This is a genomic window from Candidatus Phycosocius spiralis (assembly GCF_030158815.1).
Classification (GTDB): Bacteria; Pseudomonadota; Alphaproteobacteria; order Caulobacterales; family Aquidulcibacteraceae; genus Aquidulcibacter; species Aquidulcibacter spiralis.
Window position 1 is genome coordinate 111492 of record NZ_BPFZ01000005.1, and the last position, 23992, is coordinate 135483.

The window sequence follows — 23992 nt, forward strand, 5'->3', positions numbered from 1 at the left end:
AGTGGCTGGCTTTGATCGCGCCAATCTTATAAATCGAGTGAATGGTACCTTCGCCCCTCATTGAAAATGATACACGCTGGATGGCCTTTGCTTTGGAGTTAGCTCAAGAAGGGGCTAGGCAAGGGGAAGCACCTATAGGGGCTGTGTTGGTAGACAATTATAGTCAGAAGGTACTCGCTCATGCCCATAATGCACCGATCAGCTTACATGATCCATCTGGGCACGCTGAACTGTTAGCCATTCGAATGGCGACTTCTGCCCTACAAAACTATCGGTTGCCCCCAGGACTGACCCTATACGTCACCTTGGAGCCTTGTACGATGTGTGCGGGGCTGATAAGCCATGCGCGGGTTACGCGCCTTGTTTACGGGGCCAGCGATCCAAAGGGCGGGGCGATCGAGCATGGGGCTCGGTTCTTCGAGCAAAAAACCTGCCATCATCGTCCCAATGTAACCTCTGGTGTTTTGGCGGAGCCGTGCGGGGCGCTCTTGCGTGATTTTTTTCGGTCCAAGCGCTGAAACAGCCCTCGCTACCCTTGTGGGGAATCACTAGATAGAACCATTCAAGGAGCCTTAAGTATGTCAAACCCTCGCCACGCCCCCGTCCTCATCATCGGTTCAGGGCCGGCGGGTTATACAGCCGCGATTTACGCCGCCCGCGCCATGCGTCAGCCTATTTTGGTGGAAGGACCTCAACCAGGGGGACAATTAACTATTACAACTGACGTCGAAAATTACCCAGGTTTTGCGGACGTAATTCAAGGGCCTTGGTTGATGGATCAGATGCGGGCGCAAGCCCAGCATGTTGGCACTCACATCATTTCCGATTGGATCATGGAGGTCGATCTATCCACTCGTCCCTTCAAAGCCGTCGGCGATCGTGGGCAAATCTATACTGGCGACACTTTGATCATCGCAACTGGGGCGCAAGCTAAATGGTTAGGATTACCTGAGGAACAGGGCCTATGCGGGTTTGGCGTTTCGGCTTGCGCTACGTGTGATGGCTTCTTCTACCGCGGTAAGGAAGTTGTGGTGATCGGCGGCGGCAATACAGCAGTAGAAGAAGCACTTTTTTTGACGAATTTTGCCAGTAAAGTGACTTTGGTGCATCGCCGCCATGAATTGCGCGCTGAACGCATTTTACAAGACCGACTGTTCGCTAATCCCAAAATAGAAGTGGTTTGGGACAGTGCTGTAGAGGCCATTTTGTCCGATCCAGAACCAAAATCGGTAACCGGGGTACGAGTTAAGAATTTGAAAACTGGAGTGGTCAGCGATATGTCCGCCCACGGGGTTTTTGTCGCGATCGGACATAAGCCCGCAACCGATTTATTCATCGGTAAAGTCGGAATGCGGGAAAACGGCTATATTCAGGTTGAGCCTGGGTCAACGCGAACCACTTTGCCTGGGGTATTTGCGGCTGGCGACGTCGCAGACGAAACCTATCGCCAAGCAATCACGGCAGCGGGACTTGGCTGCATGGCCGCACTTGAAGCAGAGCGTTTTTTGGCGGAACATGGCTCGTAACTGGCACCCCGTTGCAAGTTACACGATCATATCAAAGCCATCACAACCTTGTGAATGCAATCAGGCTTCACCTTGGTGTTTTGGCACTTGTAAGCATAAATTGAGCACTCATATCAAAGATGTTGCAATTCGGGCCCCTCTGGCGATCAAGGCGTTGATCGTGATGTCGGATTGATTGTTCTCGGGCACACGCAGCCAAGATCAGGGGACCGGGGCCGATGGATGCCTTGCATTTTTTTACTGTTTATTATGCTGGCCAGCCAATTTGGATGTGGCTGGCATTTTTTGCGTTCATCGGCTTTTTGTTGTGGATCGACCTTGGGGTAGTCAACAATAAGGACGGTGTTATTTCAGCATCCAAGTCTGCAAAAATGTGGGCCTCCTTTGCCACCCTTGCCATCGCTTTTGGCGCTTATGTCTATTTCATCTATGTGCCCGACGCGATATATTATAACAGCTCGGATAATCTCAACCAACAAGCCGTTATTCAGTATTTTACAGGTTATTTGCTCGAAACTGCTTTAGCTTTTGACAATATCTTCGTCATTGGCATGATTTTCACCTTTTTTGCTGTCCCGCGCGAATATCAGCATCGGGTGCTATTCTGGGGTATTATTGGCGCGATCGTGTTCCGGGCCATATTTATTGGTTTAGGCTCCGCTGTCGTCAACCAATTCACTTGGGTGCTTTATATTTTCGCCGCCTTTTTGATCTTCACGGGCTGGAAAATGCTATTTGGTGGTGAGCATGAAGTGAAGCTGGAAGATAACCCGGTATTAAAGTTCGTCAAAAAGCGCATGCGGGTTACAGAAACCATCGATAATCACAATTTCTTTGTTAAGGCACCTCATCCAGATGGTAGCGGCAAATTGGTGGTGTGGGCAACACCGTTGTTTTTGGCCCTTATCATGGTTGAAGTGGTGGATATTGTTTTTGCCGTCGATAGTGTACCGGCCATCTTTGCCGTCACCCGTGACCCCTTCATCGTTTACACGTCCAATATTTTTGCGATTTTGGGCCTAAGGTCGATGTATTTCATGCTGGCCGAAGCGGTCGAGCGTTTCAAATATCTCAAATATGGCTTGTCTCTTGTGCTTGTTTTGATCGGCTGTAAGATCATATGGAACTTCGGTTTGTCCAAAGAACTCAAGCTTGTACCTTATATGGAACCTCATTGGTCTTTGTTGGCTACGCTGACCCTTTTAGGTGGTGCGATTGGCTTCTCGCTATGGAAAACGCGCTCGAAATCACCAGCACCACGCGATTAGACCTCTATTCTCACTCTTGGCCTCAAAAGCTAAGCTGGATCTAGCCTTAGGTGTGGCGGTCCACTACATAATCTGCCAAATCTGCCAATAGGGTTGGAATAACCCCTTCAGGAAGAAGGGCAAGGGCGGTTTTTGCCGCCTGAATATGATTGCGGGCTTCTTGCAAGGTCGCTTCTACGGCCCCATGGGCTTGGAGAATGGAGAGAGCTTGGTCTATGTCACCATCTCGGTGTTGGCGGGCTAAAACACGCTGCCAAAACAGACGCTCATCGCCTTCTGACCGTTCAAAGGCAATAATTAAAGGTAAAGTGGCTTTGCCCTCGCGGAAATCATCGCCGGTGTTTTTACCAAGAACTTGGGATAAGCCCCCATAGTCTAACGCATCATCGACCAATTGAAAGGCCAAGCCCAAGCGTAATCCAAATGTTGCCAGCGCTTCGACCCACTCTAAGGGTGCGCCAGCGGTAATCGCGCCTGCTTTACAAGCGGCTGCAAATAAAGCTGCGGTTTTGGCTTCAATGACTTGGTAATAGCGGCTCCGGCTGGCTTCCCCGCGACTGGTCGTTGCCAGTTGCAACACTTCACCCTCCGCGATCGTAGAGGCTGCTTTGGCTAGTATGTCGAGCACGTGTAAGGAATTAGTTTCAACCATCAGATTGAAGGCGCGGGCGAACAAAAAATCACCAACCAATACACTGGCTTTATCGCCCCAGATCAAATTAGCGGTACGTTTGCCGCGACGCAGCGATGAACCATCGACCACATCGTCGTGCAACAGGGTTGCGGTATGAATAAACTCAACCGCTGTTGCTAGTTTAACTGCCGCCTGTCCACCACCCCCGCAGGTACGTGCAGCCGCTAAAGTCAAAAGTGGGCGTAGCCGTTTGCCCCCGGCATCGACCAAATGATGCGCAACATCAGGAATCAGCCCAACAGGACTTGCCATGCGTGCCCCAATTTCTGCCTCCGTTGCGGCCAATTCTGGCGCTAAAACAGCAGCCAGCGCCTCTGTTGGACTAACAGAATGCGCATCGATTGGGCGGATTGTTAAATTCACAACAGCATGTTCCTCAAATCCCAATGTTTCATGCCCTTGACGGGGCCTGTCGGTCAAGCATCGTGTGTGCTTGGGCTCGGCGAGCTTAATACTTAGATTGACTCCTTAAGCCTTTCTTGTCTCATCCACACGATATTCATGCACACCAGAAACCACAATGCTTGCAACCAGCTTTGATCTATTCCTCAAGGGCGCTTTGACCATAGAGCAGCCCGTAAACGGCTATCGCGCCGGAAGTGATGCCGTGCTTTTGGCAGCTGCTGCTGTTTCGTTTGAAGGACACAACATGTTGGAAGCGGGCTGTGGGGTAGGGGCGGTGTTGTTGAGCCTAGCACATTTGCGGGGTGATCGGGATCTAACTCTCCATGGTCTTGAAAAAGATTCAGAAGTCTTGAGCTTGGCGTATCGCAATCAGAAGGCTAATCACTTGGCGGCCCACATTAAGTTTGAACAAGGCGATGTCTTAGCGCCGCCAAACCACTTAAAAGGCCAATTTGACCTTGTGTTCTCAAATCCGCCTTTTTTTGATGATGATCGCGCAATCCGTGACCCGCTGGCGGCGCGACAAGGCGCTTATATCATTGGTGCACCTTTGGCGGCTTGGATCCAATCCATGCTGACAATGGCTAAGCCTAAAGGGCGATTTTTGATGATCCATCGTGCAGATCGCTTGGCCGATATTTTAGCGGCACTCGTTAGCCGGGCAGGTGATATTGGGGTGTTTCCCGTGCGGCCAAGAGCAGGGGAGCCTGCAAAAAGAATTTTGATTTCAGCCCGCAAAGGTTCACGTGCACCATTGCGACTGCTTGAAGGGTTAGATATGCACCCAGATGCTGGGCTTGGGCGTTTCAGTCCAGCCTATCAAGCCATATGTGAAGGTGGTAGATTGAGCGTGTAAAAGGAAGTTGATTATAGCGATGGCCCATTGACCCGACCAGCAATCCAATTGAAGGAGCAAATCATAACAAGCTCAGGAGTAAGAATGACAGATGTGACTGCTTTGTTTCAGCCTTTGACAGTGCGTGGGCTGACGATCCCCAATCGAATTGTTATGGCCCCGATGACGCGATCCTTTTCACCCAATGGGATTCCTGGACAAAATGTAGCTGATTATTATGCCCGTCGCGCGGCTTCCGATGTTGGTCTGATCATCACCGAAGGCACGGTCATTGACCGAAGGGGTGCGTCCAATGACCCCAATGTGCCACGCTTCCATGGAGAAGATGCACTCCAAGGTTGGGCCAAAATTGTTCATGATGTGCATGCGAATGGCGGCAAGATCGCGCCCCAAATTTGGCATCAAGGCATGATGCGCAAACCTGGAACTGGCCATTATCCAGATGCCCCCACCGATAGTCCTTCTGGCTTAACCCATACCGGCAAATCGGTCATGCCGGCACCTACCACTGAAGAAGTCTGGGATATGGTCCAGGCCTATGCACGTGCGGCAGGTGATGGCGCTAAGTTAGGCTTTGACGCCATCGAAATTCATGGCGCTCATGGTTATTTAATCGATGAATTTTTCTGGAATGTCATGAATGTCCGCACCGATCGTTATGGCGGGACTTTGGCACAGCGTTCGACCTTTGCGGCCGAAATCGTCGCTGAATGTCGCAAACAAGTGGGTCCTGACATGCCCATCATTTTACGCTTTTCGCAATGGAAACAGCAAGATTATACGGTGAAACTGGCCCATACTCCCCACGAACTCGAAGCCTTTTTAGCTCCCATTGTTGGAGCTGGAGTTGATATACTGCATTGTTCACAACGTCGGGTGTGGGAGGCTGAATTTCCTGAAGTGGACGGGGAAAAAGGTCTTAATTGCGCAGGCTGGACCAAGAAACTAACCGGAGTTCCCACCATTACTGTAGGTTCAATTGGCTTATCAAGTGATTTTACTGGCTCGTTCCGAGGTGAAGGATCGGTCAAGGCACCCCTCGATGATGTTGTCCGTCGCTTAGAAAAGGGTGAGTTTGACATGGTGGCCGTTGGCCGGGCTTTGTTGCAAGATCCGCAATGGGCGAAAAAGGTCAGGTCGGGGTGCACCGATGATCTTATGGATTATGATAGCAAAGCGCTCGCAACTTTATATTGAGTAAGTTAACTTCAATGGCTGCTGGCCAAATCAAGCGCTATATCAGCAGACCTCATTTCATTTGCTTTGGCTTCTACAAGTTCAACAATATGCTCAATCATATCGTCATTAGAGAGCTTGTGATGGGCTTTGCCGGCCATATAAACCATGCCTGCTCCTTTGCCGCCACCGGTAAAGCCTAGGTCCGTATATAGGGCCTCACCTGGACCATTTACCACACATCCAATGATCGATAAGGAAATCGGCTCAGACACATGAGCTAAGCGGGCTTCGAGCGCTTCAACGGTGCGGATCACATCAAAGCCCTGGCGTGCGCAGGAGGGGCAAGCAATGATGTTGACGCCGCGTGTGCGCAGGCCTAGCGATTTTAGGATATCATAGCCCACGCGCACTTCTTCTTCAGGCTCTGCCGACAAAGACACACGGATGGTGTCGCCAATCCCGGCCCAGAGTAAGGATCCAATGCCGATGGCTGATTTAACCGTACCAGAGCGCGATGCACCAGCTTCGGTTACGCCCAGATGCAGCGGGCAATCAATGGCTTCTGAAAGAGCTTGATAAGCAGCAACCGTAAGAAAGGTATCAGACGCTTTGACCGAGATTTTGAACTCGTGAAAATCAAGGTCCTGCAAGATGCGCGCATGGTCTAGCGCGCTTTCCACCATCGCTTCCGGGCACGGCTCGCCGTATTTTTCCAATAAGTCAGTCTCTAGAGAGCCGGCATTAACCCCAATGCGGATGGAACAGCCATTGTCGCGCGCGGCACTGACGACTTCGCGCACCCGTTCAGCCGAACCAATATTGCCAGGATTAATCCGCAGGCAGGCAGCCCCTGCGATGGCCGCTTCAATCGCACGCTTATAATGGAAGTGAATATCAGCAACGATAGGAACTTTGGCTGCTTGAACAATGGTTTTTAACGCCGTAGTAGCTTCGGGATCCGGGCATGACACGCGGATGATATCCACACCAGCTTCTTCACAGCGCCGGATTTGGTCAATGGTGGCTGTCGCATCAGAGGTAGGTGTATTCGTCATGGTTTGCACGCTGATCGGGGCATTGCCACCTACAGCAATTTTACCCACCATGATCTGGCGAGACTTGCGCCTGACGATTGTACGCCAAGGGCGAATATGTTCTAGGCCAGCCGCCACGTGATTTCCTTATTCAGCTGTAACCACCCTATACCAAGCATGAGTACTGAGCGACAAGAGCGCCCATCTATCATTTAGGGTAATTTGATCTTTAGCTTGAAGATGAAGTTTGGCTTTAGACTTGTCCATTCAAACCAAACCCGATCGGACAACTAGTTATTGGGTAGATTGCGGGGCTGGGACTGTGGTTGAGGCTGGGACTGAGACAGCGGTCGAGGCTGGAGCTAATGAAGCTGGGGACTCTACTCCATTTGGAACGACATGAACAGGGTTTGTCTTAGATGTTTCACTCTTGCTCAAGACTGCCACTTCGGCAATGCTAGAAGCTTTGGTGTCTGCAGCTTTGGTGTCTGCGGCAGATTTGACTTCATCGGCTTTTGCTTTGGCGGCCGCAGCGGCTTCAGCGGCGATACGTTCTGCTTCAGCCTTGGCTTTGACGATCGCAATTTGTTCAAAGTCGGGTACGCGCCAATTGACCACCTTGTGGCCAGCTTCGCCAACAATCGCGCTTTGGCCGAAGCCGTTTGCGACTAAAACCCCGCCGATTGGTGCTGAAACAAACCAGCGACCCAAGCCGTCGGTCGAAAAACTTTCGCCTTTGCGTAAAATACGGTCAGTTACCAAAGCACCATCTTCCCCCCTAACGGTGATGCGCACATCTTCAAGCGCCGTTAAGACGGATAAGGGTTGGACATCGGATGTGGCATGGGAAGTCACCCTTGGGCTTGCTTCCGCCCAAGCCTTAATCTTGGCGTCGGGAGGGGCAATCATGTCGCCCTGTTGTGGTTTAAGCACATGAAGGCTGGCCCAAATCAATAGCCAACCTAAAAGTGCCAAGGCGATGACGATGCCAATTGGGGTTGCAAATTGGTTTGAAATAGTCTCAATTTCAGATTCACGCCGCCTTTGCATGGGTTCCCAAGCATCGCGATACTCACTGACAAGTCCATCGCAATCGATCAAACCCAATAGCTCACCATAACCGCGCACATATCCTAAAGCATAACCTAGGCCTGGTAATTTTTGAAATTGCATCGTCTCAATGGCGGCAACTTGTTCTGGTTTTAGTCTCAAAGCCAACGCAATTTGATGGATCGATAAATCTTGTTCACGACGCGCAGCTTGTAAGCGTGTTCCAGGACCATCAGCCTCTGGATTATCCACGGAACTAACCAGACGCAATCTGGCCCGCCCCTGACCCAGAGCTTTAGCAGCATCTAATTTTCGCGCGGCCTCTGCCGGACTCATCGATTTAATCCTTAATATGAAACTTAAACTGGGCGATTATGGGTTTAATCACTTTTGGCTTATCTTAATCATATTGGTTGGTGTCTGTTGACAAAACGTTACACTTTGTCAATTCTATTCTAGGATAACATTGTTTGTTTTGGCATATTTTTTCAGCGTTTGGCGTATGTTTTCGTCGCCTTTTTGCAGCAATTGTTTCAGATGTTTAGCAAACGCTTCCCCATTTAGTGACATCAGCATGCGCTTGACTGGGCCAATGCCACTAGCAGGCATGGAAAGGCTGCGATAGCCTAGTCCAATCATCGCCATAGCTTCGAGTGGGCGGCCTGCATGTTCGCCACAAATCGAGATGGGTGTATCACCTGCAGCATCGCGAATATGCTGCAAAAATGTCAAAGCGGGGCGAGAGAGAATATCATAGCGATCGGCGACTTTGGCTGTGCCGCGGTCTGCGGCAAAAAAGAATTGCATCAGATCGTTAGTCCCAATCGAAAGAAAATCAGCCTCCTTAGCCAAAGTAGCGGTATCCCAAGCCATTGCTGGGGCTTCAATCATGGCCCCCACTTTTACCACACTTGGCCCTTGGCGGCCATTGCTGCGTGCCCAGGCCAATTCTTTTTCTAAAAGCTCACGCGCGCGATAAAATTCATCAACGACAGCAACCAGTGGGAACATGATCCGCAACAGCCGCCCTTCGGCGGCGCGCACCAAAGCACGCAATTGATAGCGTGAGAGGCCAGGTCGATCCAATCCCATGCGAAGTGCCCGCCAACCCATAGATGGGTTCTCTTCTCGCTCGGTCGGCATATAGGCCGCCACTTTATCGCCTCCCAAATCAAGAGTTCTGAAAGTCACTGGGTGGCCTTTTGCTAGGTCTAGGGCTTCGGTATAGAGGGCCGTTTGGGCATCCAATCGCGGCAATGAATCTGCAATCATGAACTGAAACTCTGTTCGATAAAGCCCAACCCCGTGTGCACCTGTTGTCTCGATCTGCTCAAGATCGATGGCAAGTCCTGCATTGATGAATAATTGAATCGATTGACCATCTAAGGTTTGGCTCGGCGCATCCTTGGTGGCTGTAAACAGGCGTTGCTCTGCACTTTGTTCATCAAAGCGAAGCTTGAGGGCTGTTGCAACCATAGGGTCTGGTCGCAGATAGGCTTGGCCTTCATTGCCGTCGACTATGATGGTATCACCTGATTCCACACGTGAAAGCAGGTTTGGGAGTTGCCCAATCATGGGTACACCCATGGCTTTGGCAACGATAGCCGCATGCGAAGAAGGCGAACCTTCCTCTAAGAGAATTGCTTTGATCTTACCGCGTCCATATTCTAGCAATTCGGCTGGACCAATATCGCGAGCGACAAGAATTGATTCTTCAAAAATTTCGTTTCGATCTGCCGAATTTCCTGACAAATGGCGCAATAATCGGTTGTCGAGCTCTTCTAAATCATGCAAGCGGTCGCGAATATATCCGTCCTTAGCGTTTGACATGCGTGCTCTATGTTCAGAGCGAACCTGCTCAACCGACGCTTCGGCCGTCAAACCATTTTTAACACCATCACGCAGTCGCCGTTCCCAACTGCGGTCCTGACTTAAAAGATGAAAGGTCTCCAGAACTTCATACGAAGTGCCGCCCAAGGTTTGAACATCGCCAGCCAATAAAGCCGCCAGCCCAAGCCGTAATGTCTGCAAAGCGCTATCAAGTTTTAGCTCTTCAGCAATTGGATCATCGGATAAATAGCGGGTGGGCTCAACATCGGGATCGTGCAACAGGGCTTTACCGCTGGCTAGTCCTCGCGAATAGGCCCTGCCTTTGAGCGTTTCTGGTGTGGTTGGCTTGATTTGAAACTCAAAGAGCGCACCGGTTAAATCTTCAACCGACACAATCTCGGCCAAGACGGTCGCGATCAGTTGCAGCGCTTCGATTTCATCGTCATCATAGATCCGTGCATAGCGGTTTTGCACCACCAAAACCCCGACTACGCGGCCACTACGCAAAACCGGCACGCCCAAGAAAGACTGAAACGGATCTTCGCCAGTCTCAGGCCTATAGGAAAACCGATGATGCTTGGGCGCGTCAGCTAGGCTGATTGGCTCTACCCCTTCGGCTACTAAGCCAACAAGGCCTTCACCCGCTTTCAGCCTAGTACGATGGACAGCATCTCGCACAAGACCTTCTGTAGCAAACAATTCTAGGGAACCATCGCCGCGGCGCAAATAAATCGAGCAGACATCGGCAACCATGGTCGTGCCGATTTGTGCAACAATACGGTCTAACCGGGTCTGGGTATCGACATCTTGCACCATCACATCGCGCAGGCGACGTAGCAAAACGCGTGATCCCCCCCCGCTGCCAGATGTTATTGGTGCCATAAAACCCTCAGCCAAGTCATAATCAGCTTCTCTAACTCAATCTCTTCTGATTAGCACCACTCAAAGCTGTGGTGCGCCAAGAGCGATGAAGCACAACAAGTCATGACCGTTTGGACCGGCCCAGTTATTCACTTCACTGGGTATTCACGAGCATATAATGACAAATGATGTTTATTTATGACCTGATAATTCCTCAAAAACGGCCTTTGGTAACCAATTAACTTCAATAAAAATACTCATCTTCTTAGTAAATTTTGATTGGACATTAGGTTAAGCTGAATCTAGTCCATATGCTGTGTGTAAAGCCCGAACAGCTAGCTCTGTGTAGGAACTGTCAATCAGCACCGAAATCTTGATTTCGGAGGTGGCGATATTTTCGATATTGATGCCTTTTTTGGACAAAGCATCAAACATAATGCGTGCCACCCCAACATGGGAACGCATACCAACCCCAATCACCGATACTTTAGAGACATTCTTTTTGACTTCAATCTGCTCAAACCCAATTTGCGTTTGGGCACTGGTCATGAGGTCCAAGGCACGGTCGGCCTCGCGCTCTGGTACCGTGAAAGTCATATTGACAGTGCCTTCCGTGCGCGAAGGGGCCTGTACAATCATATCGACATTAATGTTGGCCTCTGCCAAGCGGCCAAAAATATCGGCCGCAACGCCTGGGTGATCTTGTAAGGCCTTTAATGACAGTTTGGCTTCGTCGCGCGAATAGGCGATGCCCGATACGATCTGTTTTTCCACGATTTCATCCTCATCACAAACCATAGTTCCAGGGTTAGGGTGGCCTGGCTCCACAAAGCTTGAGAGCACCCGCACTGGGACGCGCTTGGCCATAGCCAGTTCAACGGAGCGGGTCTGCAAGACTTTTGCACCCAAAGATGCCATTTCCAGCATTTCTTCATATGAAATTTTATCAAGCCGCTTCGCTTTTGGTACCAAGCGCGGGTCGGTGGTATACACGCCATCGACGTCGGTATAGATGTCACAGCGACCAGCTTCTAATGCTGCGGCAACCGCAACCGCAGATGTGTCGGAGCCACCGCGTCCTAAAGTGGTGATGCGATCTTCTTCTGTAACCCCTTGGAAGCCTGGAATAACTGCGACTTGACCAGCATCAATCGCAGCAGCCACTTCCCCTGCGTTAATATCGCTGATGCGGGCAGAGCCATGGGTATCACTTGAAGCGACCCGGATCTGCCATCCCTGCCAAGACCGGGCAGGAATGCCCATAGCGCGCAGTGCCAAAGCCAAAAGCCCCGTTGTAACCTGCTCACCGGTTGCAACCACCACATCATATTCATCGTCAAATTGTTCGGCGGGTAAACCTTCACCCGCTGCATTGGCGAGATCCACCAAGCGATTGGTCTCCCCCGACATCGCTGAAACAACGACGGCAATACCATATCCGGCTTCACGTTCAGCGGCAACCAGACGCGCGACGCGGCGAATGCGCTCCACATCGCCGACAGAGGTTCCACCAAACTTCATCACCAAACGCGACATGCTCGCATGCTCCTAATTGATCCGGCTTGTGGTCGGAGAGGTGTCCAAGGTTTTGCAGTAAAAAACCTCTATTTGCTCTCGACGCGCGCGCTCATCGCTCTATGAACTTGATTGGTCAATCCTTAGTTATGCTGCCAACTGCCTAATGAATGAGTATTTTCATGTCAAAATCCCGACATTCTAGTGATAATCCGGTGCAGCCAAAATCACCCTCCATTGATCCCGCAGAAGTGGCTAAGTTTGCTGCCATGGCGGAGGATTGGTGGAACCCCTATGGCAAGTTTCGCCCGCTGCACAAGTTTAATCCAATAAGACTGGCTTTCATTCGCGACACCGTGGCAGCCCATTTTGGGCGAAGCCCACTCGCACCTTTACCGCTTAAAGATCTTAAATTGCTCGACATTGGCTGTGGCGGTGGACTGTTAAGCGAGCCCATGACCCGGTTGGGAGCAATAGTTACAGGCGTGGACGCAACTTTGCCGAATGTTAAAACCGCTTTGACACACGCCGCACAATCGGGCCTCAATATTGACTATCGCCATGGCACGGCGGAAGGCCTATTGGCTGCCGGGGAGGGGCCATATGATATCGTGCTCAACATGGAAGTGGTGGAGCACGTTGCCGATGCTGCAGCTTTTCTAAAAGATTCAGCCAAACTCGTCGCACCTGGTGGTTTGATGATCATCGCCACCATCAATCGCACAATACGCGCGCTTGCTTTTGCCATCATCGGGGCAGAACGCATTTTGCGCTGGCTGCCTGAAGGCACACATGATTTTGACAAGCTGATAAAGCCAAGTGAGATTGAAGCGGCATTAGCTGGCCAGCCTGGCTTAAGCTTGGATGCCCCGATTGGGGTTATGTATAATCCACTCCTTGATCGCTGGTCCCTTGGGCGCGATACGGGCATGAATTACATGATTGTGGTCAAAAAGACATAAAGCCCCCCACCCTTTAAGGCAGGGGGCCTAAAGCGCTAGAGGTCGTCCATCTCGCCAATGTCAGAGATGGGTTCGCCAGCGAGAACATCTGCAAGAATGCCCGCATTTTGGCGAACTTTTTGCTCGATTTCGCCAGACATATCGAGATTGGCCTTTAAAAAGGCGCGGGCATTGTCTTTTCCCTGACCGATACGTGTGCTGTCATAGGAATACCACGAGCCTGATTTTTCAATGATCCCAGCTTTGACACCAAGGTCAATAAGCTCTCCCTGCTTGGAAATGCCTTCGCCATATAATATATCAAACTCAACTTGTTTGAACGGTGGTGCAACTTTGTTTTTGACCACTTTGACACGGGTGATATTGCCGACCACATCTTCTTTATCTTTAATTTGGCCAATGCGACGAATGTCCAGACGGACGGATGCATAAAATTTAAGCGCATTGCCCCCAGTTGTGGTCTCAGGGCTACCAAACATCACCCCAATTTTCATGCGGATTTGGTTGATGAAGATAACCAGCGTCTTTGAGCGCGAAATTGAGCCTGTGAGCTTGCGCAAGGCTTGGCTCATCAAACGGGCCTGCGAGCCGGGCAAACTATCACCCATATCGCCTTCAATTTCAGCTTTTGGCGTCAAAGCGGCAACTGAATCAATCACCAACACATCCACTGCACCCGAACGGACCAATGTGTCGGTGATTTCGAGCGCTTGCTCACCCGTATCGGGCTGGGAAATCAAAAGGTCGCTTAGATCAACACCCAATTTGCGCGCATAAATAGGGTCGAGCGCATGTTCTGCATCAACAAAGGCACACACACCGCCACTTTTTTGAGCTTCAGCAATGCAGTGTAACGCCAAAGTGGTTTTGCCAGAGCTCTCGGGGCCATAAATCTCAACAATCCGACCGCGCGGCAAGCCGCCAATCCCAAGAGCAATATCAAGCCCGAGCGATCCTGTGGAAACCGATTCGATTTCAACCGCAGCCCCTTGTTCCCCTAAGCGCATGATCGAACCCTTGCCAAAGGCGCGTTCAATTTGCGCTAAAGCCGAGTCGAGAGCTTTTTCCTTGTCCATTTCGTTTTTTTCCACCAAGCGAAGTGCTGCATGTGTCGCATGAGTTGCCATATGTGAACCCCTTTTCACGATTCCCGTCCAAACCGGTATCAAGGGCTCTATTGAGCTATATACAGGTTAGACTTAGTTGTGTCCTCCCCAATGTGTATCTGATATGTTCTTAGAACACAAGTAGAACATGACGATAAAAGTGACTTTACTTAACCAATATGTCCAATTATGACGTATTAAACCGCTGCCAATTCCATTTTCACCCGTTCGGCCAATTGCGCCAAGGTAAAAGGCTTGGGCAAAAAGGAGATAGAGCGCTCATCTTCTAAAGTTTGGGCAAAATCTTGCTCGGCATATCCAGACATGAAGACAACGCGGGCATGACCCAGATAGGGCTTAGCGGCTTTGAGCAGGCTTGGACCATCAAGACCTGGCATCACCACATCAGAAAGTACAAGGTCAAAATAGTCAGGCTCGTGTTCCAGAATTTCCAGTGCTTCTTCGCCATCAGCAGCCGCAGTCACTTGATAGCCGCGCTGGGTCAACAGGCGACATGCAATATTGCGCACACCTTCTTCGTCTTCAACCAGTAAGATCCTACCGCGTCCCGCCAAATCGATAGGACGAGCATCTGCGGGCGCTGGAACCGGGGCAGGCATTTGACCACCGATTTCATCGGGCGATGCCGCTGGAAGGAAGACATGAAAGCTTGTGCCTTCATTGGGGACTGAATCAAGCGCAATAAAACCGCCTGATTGCTTGATGATGCCATAGACGGTGGCAAGGCCAATGCCAGTACCCTTACCTTGTTCTTTGGTGGTGAAAAACGGTTCAAAAATCTGATTTGCGATCTCGCCCGGCATCCCAATACCCGTATCCTCAACCGAAATCATCACCCAATCCATGTCTTCCAAGTGCGCGATAGTGTGATCTTTAAGCGCAACACGCACGTCTTGGCTTGTGGCGCGACGTGTGCGGACGGTGACCGAACCCTTGCCCTTGCCCGACATTAAAACTGCGTCGCGGGCATTGGTGACCAAATTCATCAAAACGGTTTCAAGCTGTTGCTTGTCTGCGCGAACATTAGGTAAGTCCCGGCCGTGTGTGATGTCAAAATCAATACGTTCATCGAGTACTTGGCGCATCAACACAGCAAATTCAGTCAATACCGAGCCGACATCGAGAATATCGCGCCTGAAGGTTTGCTTACGCGCATAGGCCAATAACATTTTGACTAATTCAGCTGCGCGTGAGCTGGTATTCTGGATACTTTGAAGTTCTCCATAACTGGGGTCGCCAACGGGATGGCGGGCCAAAAGCGCATCGCAATTCAGCGTGATGACCAATAGGAAATTATTCAGTTCATGGGCCACACCACCTGCAATTTGCCCAACGGCTTGCATTTTGCTGGTTTGGGCAAGGCGCTGCTCCATATCGCGTCGACTGGAGACATCAATCAACAACAATGCCGCCCCGTCATCTCCATCGCTTAAGAGCCAGCCCTCACATGCTTGACCACCAGAGGCCACTAAATCTAATTCTACAGCACTTTGTATGCCCACACCTAAACGATCAAGATCTTCTGCATTGGCAGCCATCACCAAGTCCGAAAGCTTAGATCCAACACTTGCGCCGGTGATACGACAAAAGGCCGGGTTTGCTTCTTGAATGATCGCATGGCGGGCGTCACGGCAGTCCAATCTTGCAAAACCAATGGGGACTTCTCCGATCAGGCGCGACAAACTTTTGACCAGCGAGGTGGTTATGGCAGGTTCAGGGGGGATAATGTTAGGGCTTGTATCTGATAATCGCTGTGTTGGTATGCTTTCGACAATCGGGTGAACCACCGTCACACGCACCAAGGCCATGGCTCCGATCTGAGAGACGCGTATACGCGTCGATCCATTGGTCTCATCCAAAGTCTGGCCACGTCTGACCGCCTTTGAGGCACGAAATGCGCAATCAGGGTCAAGCAAGCTCATTAGTAAAGGGTCAATAGAAACCTTTCGGTACAGGGCATCATAAGCCAGATTTGAATTCATAAAGCGACCTTGGCGCGTGAATAGAGCTGCGGGCCCATCCACATTGTTGAGCCAATCATGTAAGTCTGAACGTGAAAACAGAGACATAAACCCAACCATACCGCCTTACCCCACAATCCAAGCCAGCATGCACCTAAGCCGCACTTTGGACTCGACTCTGGAGAGAATCACCTGATTTGCGTGCTGCGGCTACACCTAAAATCACGCCAATGATTTTTGCGACGGCTTCGTAATGTTGCGCTGGGATGGTTTCATCCAGATCGACACTGGCATAAAGCGCACGGGCAAGGGGCGGGTCTTCAACAATGGGTACATCTGCAGCTGTTGCTATCTCACGTATTTTGAGTGCGATATGATCTACACCTTTGGCCACGCAAACAGGGGCCGCATCTTCTCCTGCGAGATAGCGCAATGCAACGGCAAAGTGGGTTGGGTTGGTGATGATTACGGTTGCTTTGGGGACACTGCTCATCATGCGACTGCGGCTGCGCTGGATACGAATTTGGCGCACTTTCAACTTGATGAGTGGATCGCCTTCAAGTTTCTTATATTCATCTTTTTGTTCTTGTTTGCTCATGCGGTTGCGCTTGATCCATGAAAAACGCTGGATGGCGTAATCGGCAACAGACGCCACAGCGATCACACCGATTAGAGCAAAACAGAGTTCCAATAAAATTTTGACAAGGATTGGCATCAAGGCGGCTGGTTCCATCTGAACCAAAATGGACATTTCCCGTGCATGAGGTACCAAAATCACATAGGCCACCCAACAAATGACAACTAATTTAAGCAATGTTTTTGCAAAGGTCAGCAAGGATTCGGCACCAAACAAGCGCTTAAATCCGGCAATGGGGGAAATTTTGTGCAGTTTAGGGATTAATTTTTCAGCGCTAAATAGCAAACCCGATTGGACTAAATGCCCAGCAAGGCCAGCCACAATCATGGCACCTATCGTTGCGCTCAACACGATACCAATCTTGATCCCAATTGTAAAAGATAGATGCTGTAAGGCATTGCCATCAACCGCTATTTGCTCTGGCTGCTCGATAAACACAGTGATGAAGCGGGTAAGTTCGGCCGTATTCTTAAGTCCGAAAGTCAGTAATACCGCAATGCCTGCGACCAAAATAAACAAGGTTGCCACATCTTGGGATTTAGGAATATCGCCTTTTTTTCGTGCCTCTTCCAATTTATACTGGCTGGGAGCCTCGGTCTTTTGGCTTTCGTCTTCGTCCATCCAGGTACCCTTAATTCAAAGAGCGACCAGCTTCGGCTATGGCTTCAAGCCATACCAACATGCCAGCGCCTGCGGTTACCGCAAACAGCATAATCCCCAAAAGCACCTGGATGGGCTGGGCGATAAAAAAAACTTGGATTGCAGGGGCCACCCGATTGATGATGCCAAGCGCTATGTTTGTCACAATGCCAAAGAGCAATAAAGGAGCGGTAATTTGGATCGCTAAAGCAAATGCCTGACTAAAGGCACGTAATCCAAATTGAGCAATATCGCCCAGGGGCAAGGGTGCACTGGGTAGAAAATTATCAAAACTCTTGGCCGCTCCGGTGATAAACAGATGGTGCACATCGGCCTGAAACACCAAAGCTGTCCCCAAAAGGGCAAGGAATGTCCCAAAAACCGCGCCTTGTTGTTGTTGTGAGGGATCAAATGCCATTGCCATACCAAGGCCCGATTGCATGCCTGCAATCGCACCTGCAGTTGCGAGAGCTGAAAACAAAATCCGCGTGGTTAGTCCCAAGGATAGACCGATCACAATTTCCTTCAGGATGGCCAAGAACATGTCCCCACTATCTGTTGGCACCGGGCCAATCTTGCCAGACACAACCGGGGCCAATGTAAAGGCAATAAAGAGAGCGACGATCAGGCGTGCGCGCTGTGGCACAAATTGATCTCCAATCCCTGGGGCCAGCATCATCAACGCCCCAACCCGGGCGAAAACTACGCCAATGACCCAAACTGTTTGTGGCAGCAATTCCATTTTTTAGGTCATGACTTAATTGAGGCCGCTGGCAGCAACTTTAGCCATCATTTGGGTCATAAACTCACCCATCATGCCGCCCATCAAAGGTAAAAAAAGCAAAAAAGCAGCAAAAATGGCGAGGATTTTTGGCACAAAAACCAAGGTTTGCTCTTGAATTTGTGTCAAAGCTTGTAGGAGCCCAATCACCAAACCAACCGCCAAACCCACCAGCATCACGGGGGCCGACATCGCAATCGTTAACCAGATGGCGTCGCGTGCTACATCAAGGACTTCGGGGGGGTTCATTGTCAGTTTCTCCGACTTAAAAAAGGCAGAAACCAATCAGATTTCTGGAGCATGGAACACCACAGCATGGTTCATAGAATGAGCTTGTCCTAGTGTTAGACTGATTCACGATAAGGTCTGTGTGGTTTTTTCTTGAAATTCACATCTAAACACCACTCAATCATACCAAGTGATGGGTTGCGATACATAGACCCTCTTGGCCAAATAAGTAGGGACATAGGTAGATAGGGACTTAACAAGTGGTAGGTGATCGTAAAATGGTCCCGGTCAAGAGGGCAATATTACTTTATAGATCAATATCGGAATAGATCTATTTCGTGCTGCAAAGCCAAGAGAGCATGGGATTGGTGGGCTGTTGTGTCATTAGGATGATCTTATCCCCCTGGCTCATTGTTGTGGCCAGCCAAGGAATTAACCGCGGCCCCGGTAAGGTGGTACACCTTGATCTGGAATCCACACCCCATCAGGGACGGGGCCTGTCGCAAAAAAAACATCTATCGGAATGCCGCCACGTGGATACCAATAGCCCCCGATGCGTAGCCATTGTGGGCTTAAAAGGGACACCAGTCGTTTGCCAATCGCCACCGTACAATCTTCGTGAAAGGCACCATGATTGCGGAAGCTTGCTAAATATAGCTTCAAGCTTTTGCTTTCAACCAACCAGTTGGTGGGTACATAATCAATCACCAAATGGGCAAAGTCTGGCTGGCCTGTAACCGGACAAAGGCTTGTAAACTCAGGGACCGTAAAGCGCGCCAAATACAAAGTATTTGGATGCGGGTTTGCAACTTTTTCAAGCATGGCTTCATCCGGGCTCTTAGAGCTGCGGATATCTTGGCCAAGGGTTTCAAGACCCTCATAGATGGATTGCTTGCTCATGAGGATACCTTAGCCTGACTGGATCGATTTTGCACCTACTGGCTACATGCATGAAGTTACAGCTGGCACATCGCGCTTGCATATTCAAAACAAGGCAGGTGATTATTTGAAGCTTCTTTCAGTGGTGGTTTATTGCCAAGTGTCGTTGGGCGCACTAGCGTAGAACTTCAGTGGAAAAGCGGAACTTAAGTTCCGCACGCAATTGAACCTGATTAAGGGGGATACATGGCTGAGACCAAACCAGCGACTGGGCTAAATCGAATTTTTGCGCGCAAGTCGGTCGCTCAAATCATGAGTGAAAACGAAAAAAGTGAACTCAAACGTACCTTAGGCCCTGTTAATCTGGTGCTTTTGGGAATTGGCTGCATCATTGGGGCCGGCATTTTCGTGCGAACGGGTAATGCGGCAGCCCTACATGCAGGTCCTGCTGTCATGCTCTCCTTTGTGGTTGCCGGATTGGTATGTGCTTGTGCTGGTTTGTGTTATGCAGAACTTTCATCGACCCTGCCAGTTTCAGGATCAGCATACACCTATTCCTACACAACGCTGGGTGAGTTTGCCGCATGGATCATGGGTGCCCTCCTGTTGTTGGAATATGGTCTTGCGGCTTCTGTGGTAGCTGTCGGCTGGTCTGGCTATGTGGTGAGCCTTTTGGGCGATTTTGGTTTGGTGATCCCACCAGAATTTACTGGGCCTATGAACCATATGACCACCCTCAAGGATGGCACAAGTTTGACCACTTTGTTCAATGTACCGGCATTCCTTGTTACGCTCGTTTTAGCCGCGTTGTTGACTTTGGGCATTTCTGAATCGAGCCAAGTGAATAATGTGATCGTGGCGATCAAGGTTACTGTGATCTTAGCCTTTATTATTATCGGTGGCTATAAGGTTTTGACCCATCTACCTGAATTGTCTCAGAATTGGGTGCCGTTTATTCCACCCAATGAGAGTGAGGGCAAATTCGGCTTGGAAGGCGTATTCCGCGCTGCTTCCATCGTCTTTTTTGCTTATATTGGCTTCGAAGCGGTCTCAACCGCTGGTCAGGAAGCAAAGGATCCAAAGAAAGACATGCCCATCGGGATCATTGGGTCTTTGTTGGTCTGCACCATTCTTTACATGTTGGTGGCAGCCGTTTTGACTTTGATGGTCAATTATAGGGATCTCAATGTACCTGATCCGGTCGCGGTTGCGGTTGATTCCATGGGGTCTCAATGGGCTTGGTTTGCCATGACAATCAAGGCTGGTGCTATCATTGGCCTAACTTCAGTGATCTTGGTTTTAATGTATGGTCAAACTCGGATTTTTTATGCCATGGCCAGAGATGGCCTGTTGCCAACGATTTTTTCGCGCGTGCATCCCAAATTCCAAACCCCTTGGATCAATACATTGCTGGTTGGAATAATCGTGGCTTTTGCAGCTGGGTTATTTGACATCAACGTTCTAGGCGATGTGACTTCGGTTGGAACTTTGGCTGCTTTCGCGATTGTGTGCATTTCAGTGATGTGGCTGCGTCAGTCCCGCCCTGATTTGCCACGCGGCTTTAAAGTGCCCTTTTACCCGATTCTTCCAATCTTTGGGATTTTATCGTGTTTAGGGTTGATCTTTACGGTTGAGCAAAAGGTATTGGCCTTTTTTGCTTACTTCCTTATCGGGGCGATTGTGGTCTATTTTGTTTATGGCATGTGGAACTCAAAATTGGCCAAGGGGGAAATGATACTTGGTCATGAACCACGAGCTGGGGACTTACCCCACAAGCTGGATTAAGTTTGTCCCCATCTCATGAAGCGGCGGGTCAGGTGACTCGCCGCAACTTTATGGCTTGTGGACTTGGATCAATTCAGTTTTTGGGCTGGCTACATCTAGCTCTACACATTACACTTTTGGTATGGAACGACAAAGAGCTGATCTTTTATTGGTGTCGCGTGGCCTGATCGCAACCCGCGCTAAGGCTCGCCAAGCCATAAAGGCTGGACTGGTTCGCAGTGGCGAAAAAATCATCCAAAAAGCTTCTGAATTATTGGAGACTGATTGTCCCCTAACGGCCGAGCTGGCTTATCACTGGGTGTCGCGTGCTGGATTAAAGCTCGTGGCAGCCTTGGATAAGTTTGATGTAATGGTGAGCGATCGCTACTGCTTGGATCTCGGGGCCTCCACCGGGGGCTTTACCCAAGTTTTACTCAGCCGTGGGGTGGCTCATGTTGTCAGCGTCGATGTGGGGCGCGACCAATTGGACGCTAAGCTGCGCGACAACCAAAAAATAACGCTTTTAGAAGGTACCGATGCCCGTACCCTTAGCCAGGACGATTTGGGTGTGCCCTTACCCGATTTGGTGGTTATGGATGTGAGTTTTATCGGGTTGGAAAAAATATTGCCCCATATATTGCCTCTGGTGGCACCCAATGCCGATTTAATCGCCTTAGTGAAACCCCAGTTTCAAGCAGGCCCATCGCGGGTCGGCAAACGCGGGATCGTCGATCCAGATGTCGCGGCGGTCATCGCCGAAGAAGTGCGCCTTGAACTTGATGGTCTTTGCGGCTTTCAGGTTTTAAGCATGATGGAAAGCCCGATTGCCGGTGGGGACGGCAATCGGGAATATCTGCTCCATGCCCGTCGGGGCGACCTAAGCAAAGTCCAAGGTCAAGACACGCCCTAATTGGCTTTAGTTGCGAATGCTCCATGGACCTAGGTTTTCGCGGCACATCCAAACAGAATTGCGCTCAAAGCTGCCGTCAGGGCGACGCAGGGTCGCTTCGCCCCAACCACATTCCTTTTGGATTAGAACGGGGGGTGGCACGATATAGGTCGTGGGATAAGCGCGTTCGCGATGATAAGGGCCGTTAAAGCTATTGCGCCGATAGTCACTTGGCTGCTCTTCAGCTTCAGATGGACGATAAGCATTATCATCACACGCAACGCGCGCTTTACCAATCTGCGAACCTGCTACCGCCCCAACCAAGGCACCTAGAACCTGGCCTTCTTTGCGCGCATTGCGGGCAGCGAGTTGCTTGCCGATCACGGCCCCAGCGATGGCACCGATGGTGCCGCCAGCTAAGCCGCTATTATTCACGCTTTGCTGACATTCCTGAGTGACATCACCAGCATCATAAGTTTGCGCAGCAGCGATCGCGGGGGCAACGAAGACCATGGTGGCGGCCAGACTTGAGAAAATCAATGTACGCATCTTCATGCTCCTTTTTCGGGAAGGCCTCGACCTCGATTGGGTCTATGCAGCCCTTCTGTGTTAGCTAACTTGCCTGAACCAACCTGAACGGCGCATGAGCGGATATGAATAAAAACATTCAGGAAGCAGAATCCCTGCACATCGCCCACATCGGTGCGCGCGGCGACGGCGTATCGCGTGACCATGATCGCTTGGTGCATGTGCCCTTTACCCTGCCGGGGGAGATCATTTTGGCCAAACAACGCGGCGACCGCGCTAGCTTGGTTGAGGTTTTGACCCCTTCGCTTGAGCGGGTTACACCCTTGTGTGGACATTTTGGGGTATGTGGGGGCTGCGCCTTACAGCATTGGGATCAGGCCCCTTATCTGGCTTGGAAAGCCGATTTAGTGGCCCGCGCCCTGGCCCGGCAAAATATTGAAGTTGATATCGGCCCAACCGAGCCTGCGTGGGGGCAAGGCAGGCGCAGAGCGAGCTTTCATGGCAAGCACACGCCACAAGGCTTTGTTTTTGGTTTCGCCCAAGCCAAAAGTCACCAGATTGAGCCGATCGCCGCCTGCCCAGTGTTAACGCCGGGCTTAAATGCCGCTTTGGGGCGCCTTTCCAAGCTTGCAGAAGCCTTGGCATCCAAGCAAGCAACCATTGACATTGTGGTCACTGAAACCCCGGTTGGCTTGGACGTCGATGTGCTCCAAGCGGGGCGCCTTGAGACTTTTATGAAGAAGGGCTTGGAGCGCTTGGCCAGCCTTGCCCAAGCCGCTGATATCGCGCGCTTAACCTTGCATGGGCAGACTGCATTGTCGCGCAATACGCCCCAATTGAAGATGGGCAATGCCATTGTAGATCTACCTTCTGGCGCATTCTTACAGGCGACGCGCGCTGGCGAAGAAGCCTTGGCTGCGCGTGTGTTGAGTTGGACGCAAGGGCGCAAGCATGTTGCGGATCTGTTTTGCGGCGTCGGCACGTTTGCCTTGCGACTGAAAGAAACATCCATGGTGCGGGCTATAGAAGCCTATCCTTTGGCTGTAGCAGCTATGAAAAAGGCAGCAGATGGGTTAGCTGGGGGGAAGACCTTGGCGGCTGAAACGCGCGACTTATTTCGAGCACCCTTAGCCCCCCTCGAAATGAAGGGCTTAGACGCCATCATCTTCGATCCGCCACGCGCGGGTGCACAGGCGCAAAGCGAAGAAATTGCGCGCTCAAAAATCGATCTGGTTGTCGCGATTTCGTGTGATCCAACCAGCTTTGCCCGTGACGCGCGTATTTTGATCGCTGGTGGCTATAAATTGGCGCAGATTGAGACATTTGACCAGTTTCGATTTACCCCCCATGTTGAAATCGCCGCGAAGTTTGTGCGTTAG

Annotated in this window: 21 protein-coding genes; 9 read left to right on the top strand and 12 right to left on the bottom strand. The window is 50.6% G+C overall.

The genetic code is table 11. The annotated features are described in order from the left end of the window. The first annotated feature begins 41 nt into the window (after positions 1-41). The 3 genes from tadA to PsB1_RS05505 all read left to right on the top strand — a co-directional run bounded on the left by tadA (position 42) and on the right by PsB1_RS05505 (position 2794). Positions 42-518 (top strand): tRNA adenosine(34) deaminase TadA, encoded by a 477-nt coding sequence (tadA, locus tag PsB1_RS05495; RefSeq protein WP_284359611.1) that lies wholly within the window; start codon positions 42-44, stop codon positions 516-518. Between the two features lie 60 nt (positions 519-578). Then, entirely contained in the window at positions 579-1526 is a 948-nt protein-coding gene (gene trxB, locus PsB1_RS05500; RefSeq protein WP_284359612.1) for a thioredoxin-disulfide reductase, read from the top strand. Positions 1527-1744: 218 nt separating this feature from the next. After that, entirely contained in the window at positions 1745-2794 is a 1050-nt protein-coding gene (locus PsB1_RS05505; protein WP_284359613.1) for a TerC family protein, read from the top strand. Positions 2795-2840: 46 nt separating this feature from the next. Here the strand turns inward: PsB1_RS05505 and PsB1_RS05510 are convergent, their stop codons facing one another. Beyond that, entirely contained in the window at positions 2841-3908 is a 1068-nt protein-coding gene (locus PsB1_RS05510; protein WP_284359614.1) for a polyprenyl synthetase family protein, read from the bottom strand. A 100-nt stretch (positions 3909-4008) separates the two neighbouring features. Here PsB1_RS05510 and PsB1_RS05515 point away from each other — a divergent pair, with 100 nt between their 5' ends. Beyond that, the gene (locus PsB1_RS05515; protein ID WP_284359616.1) at positions 4009-4749 is read left to right on the top strand and encodes a tRNA1(Val) (adenine(37)-N6)-methyltransferase; all 741 of its coding nucleotides are present in this window, start codon (positions 4009-4011) and stop codon (positions 4747-4749) included. 84 nt (positions 4750-4833) lie between these two features. Continuing rightward, positions 4834-5946, top strand: coding sequence for an NADH:flavin oxidoreductase (locus PsB1_RS05520; RefSeq protein ID WP_284359618.1), 1113 nt, complete (start codon positions 4834-4836; stop codon positions 5944-5946). A gap of 11 nt (positions 5947-5957) precedes the next feature. Here PsB1_RS05520 and ispG read toward each other — a convergent pair whose 3' ends face one another. From ispG to PsB1_RS05540, 4 genes are all read right to left on the bottom strand, one after another. Beyond that, the gene (gene ispG, locus PsB1_RS05525; protein ID WP_284359620.1) at positions 5958-7100 is read right to left on the bottom strand and encodes a flavodoxin-dependent (E)-4-hydroxy-3-methylbut-2-enyl-diphosphate synthase; all 1143 of its coding nucleotides are present in this window, start codon (positions 7098-7100) and stop codon (positions 5958-5960) included. A gap of 156 nt (positions 7101-7256) precedes the next feature. Further along, a complete protein-coding gene (locus PsB1_RS05530) occupies positions 7257-8348 on the bottom strand; it encodes a helix-turn-helix domain-containing protein (RefSeq protein WP_284359622.1) in 1092 nt (363 codons plus the stop codon). Between the two features lie 114 nt (positions 8349-8462). Beyond that, positions 8463-10724: a phosphoenolpyruvate--protein phosphotransferase gene (gene ptsP, locus PsB1_RS05535; RefSeq protein WP_284359623.1), complete on the bottom strand. Its 2262-nt coding sequence runs from the start codon at positions 10722-10724 to the stop codon at positions 8463-8465. 270 nt (positions 10725-10994) lie between these two features. Continuing rightward, positions 10995-12239, bottom strand: a complete 1245-nt coding sequence (locus PsB1_RS05540; protein WP_284359624.1) for an aspartate kinase — start codon at positions 12237-12239, stop codon at positions 10995-10997. 161 nt (positions 12240-12400) lie between these two features. Here PsB1_RS05540 and ubiG point away from each other — a divergent pair, with 161 nt between their 5' ends. After that, the gene (gene ubiG / locus PsB1_RS05545; RefSeq protein WP_284359625.1) at positions 12401-13180 is read left to right on the top strand and encodes a bifunctional 2-polyprenyl-6-hydroxyphenol methylase/3-demethylubiquinol 3-O-methyltransferase UbiG; all 780 of its coding nucleotides are present in this window, start codon (positions 12401-12403) and stop codon (positions 13178-13180) included. 35 nt (positions 13181-13215) lie between these two features. On the opposite strand, the gene recA is transcribed toward ubiG, so the two are convergent. From recA to queF, 6 genes are all read right to left on the bottom strand, one after another. Beyond that, a complete protein-coding gene (gene recA, locus PsB1_RS05550) occupies positions 13216-14307 on the bottom strand; it encodes a recombinase RecA (protein WP_284359626.1) in 1092 nt (363 codons plus the stop codon). Positions 14308-14483: 176 nt separating this feature from the next. Beyond that, on the bottom strand, positions 14484-16376 hold the full coding sequence (locus PsB1_RS05555; RefSeq protein WP_284359628.1) for an ATP-binding protein: 1893 nt from the start codon (positions 16374-16376) through the stop codon (positions 14484-14486). A 46-nt stretch (positions 16377-16422) separates the two neighbouring features. After that, positions 16423-17526, bottom strand: a complete 1104-nt coding sequence (flhB, locus tag PsB1_RS05560; protein ID WP_284359629.1) for a flagellar biosynthesis protein FlhB — start codon at positions 17524-17526, stop codon at positions 16423-16425. A gap of 10 nt (positions 17527-17536) precedes the next feature. Next, positions 17537-18286 (bottom strand): flagellar biosynthetic protein FliR, encoded by a 750-nt coding sequence (gene fliR / locus PsB1_RS05565; RefSeq protein WP_284359630.1) that lies wholly within the window; start codon positions 18284-18286, stop codon positions 17537-17539. A gap of 15 nt (positions 18287-18301) precedes the next feature. Beyond that, complete coding sequence (gene fliQ / locus PsB1_RS05570) at positions 18302-18574, bottom strand: flagellar biosynthesis protein FliQ (protein WP_284359631.1); 273 nt, start codon at positions 18572-18574, stop codon at positions 18302-18304. A gap of 411 nt (positions 18575-18985) precedes the next feature. Then, positions 18986-19453: a preQ(1) synthase gene (gene queF / locus PsB1_RS05575; protein WP_284359632.1), complete on the bottom strand. Its 468-nt coding sequence runs from the start codon at positions 19451-19453 to the stop codon at positions 18986-18988. Between the two features lie 225 nt (positions 19454-19678). Between queF and PsB1_RS05580 the strand changes: the two genes are divergently transcribed. Next, a complete protein-coding gene (locus PsB1_RS05580; protein ID WP_284359633.1) occupies positions 19679-21217 on the top strand; it encodes an amino acid permease in 1539 nt (512 codons plus the stop codon). Positions 21218-21338: 121 nt separating this feature from the next. Beyond that, the gene (locus PsB1_RS05585; RefSeq protein WP_284359635.1) at positions 21339-22106 is read left to right on the top strand and encodes a TlyA family RNA methyltransferase; all 768 of its coding nucleotides are present in this window, start codon (positions 21339-21341) and stop codon (positions 22104-22106) included. Between the two features lie 6 nt (positions 22107-22112). Here PsB1_RS05585 and PsB1_RS05590 read toward each other — a convergent pair whose 3' ends face one another. Then, on the bottom strand, positions 22113-22634 hold the full coding sequence (locus PsB1_RS05590; protein WP_284359637.1) for a YMGG-like glycine zipper-containing protein: 522 nt from the start codon (positions 22632-22634) through the stop codon (positions 22113-22115). Positions 22635-22738: 104 nt separating this feature from the next. Between PsB1_RS05590 and PsB1_RS05595 the strand changes: the two genes are divergently transcribed. Next, positions 22739-23992 (top strand): class I SAM-dependent RNA methyltransferase, encoded by a 1254-nt coding sequence (locus PsB1_RS05595; RefSeq protein WP_284359639.1) that lies wholly within the window; start codon positions 22739-22741, stop codon positions 23990-23992.

Bases quoted from the DNA above. Each gene is read 5' to 3' on its own strand.
- flhB (WP_284359629.1), bottom strand. From the start codon at position 17,526: ATGGACGAAGACGAAAGCCAAAAGACCGAGGCTCCCAGCCAGTATAAA.
- PsB1_RS05515 (WP_284359616.1), top strand. From the start codon at position 4,009: ATGCTTGCAACCAGCTTTGATCTATTCCTCAAGGGCGCTTTGACCATA.
- ptsP (WP_284359623.1), bottom strand. From the start codon at position 10,724: ATGGCACCAATAACATCTGGCAGCGGGGGGGGATCACGCGTTTTGCTA.
- PsB1_RS05580 (WP_284359633.1), top strand. From the start codon at position 19,679: ATGGCTGAGACCAAACCAGCGACTGGGCTAAATCGAATTTTTGCGCGC.
- PsB1_RS05590 (WP_284359637.1), bottom strand. From the start codon at position 22,634: ATGCGTACATTGATTTTCTCAAGTCTGGCCGCCACCATGGTCTTCGTT.
- PsB1_RS05585 (WP_284359635.1), top strand. From the start codon at position 21,339: ATGGAACGACAAAGAGCTGATCTTTTATTGGTGTCGCGTGGCCTGATC.
- PsB1_RS05505 (WP_284359613.1), top strand. From the start codon at position 1,745: ATGGATGCCTTGCATTTTTTTACTGTTTATTATGCTGGCCAGCCAATT.
- PsB1_RS05595 (WP_284359639.1), top strand. From the start codon at position 22,739: ATGAATAAAAACATTCAGGAAGCAGAATCCCTGCACATCGCCCACATC.
- queF (WP_284359632.1), bottom strand. From the start codon at position 19,453: ATGAGCAAGCAATCCATCTATGAGGGTCTTGAAACCCTTGGCCAAGAT.
- tadA (WP_284359611.1), top strand. From the start codon at position 42: ATGGTACCTTCGCCCCTCATTGAAAATGATACACGCTGGATGGCCTTT.
- ubiG (WP_284359625.1), top strand. From the start codon at position 12,401: ATGTCAAAATCCCGACATTCTAGTGATAATCCGGTGCAGCCAAAATCA.
- fliQ (WP_284359631.1), bottom strand. From the start codon at position 18,574: ATGAACCCCCCCGAAGTCCTTGATGTAGCACGCGACGCCATCTGGTTA.
- recA (WP_284359626.1), bottom strand. From the start codon at position 14,307: ATGGCAACTCATGCGACACATGCAGCACTTCGCTTGGTGGAAAAAAAC.
- PsB1_RS05520 (WP_284359618.1), top strand. From the start codon at position 4,834: ATGACAGATGTGACTGCTTTGTTTCAGCCTTTGACAGTGCGTGGGCTG.
- PsB1_RS05540 (WP_284359624.1), bottom strand. From the start codon at position 12,239: ATGTCGCGTTTGGTGATGAAGTTTGGTGGAACCTCTGTCGGCGATGTG.
- trxB (WP_284359612.1), top strand. From the start codon at position 579: ATGTCAAACCCTCGCCACGCCCCCGTCCTCATCATCGGTTCAGGGCCG.
- PsB1_RS05555 (WP_284359628.1), bottom strand. From the start codon at position 16,376: ATGTCTCTGTTTTCACGTTCAGACTTACATGATTGGCTCAACAATGTG.
- fliR (WP_284359630.1), bottom strand. From the start codon at position 18,286: ATGGAATTGCTGCCACAAACAGTTTGGGTCATTGGCGTAGTTTTCGCC.
- PsB1_RS05530 (WP_284359622.1), bottom strand. From the start codon at position 8,348: ATGAGTCCGGCAGAGGCCGCGCGAAAATTAGATGCTGCTAAAGCTCTG.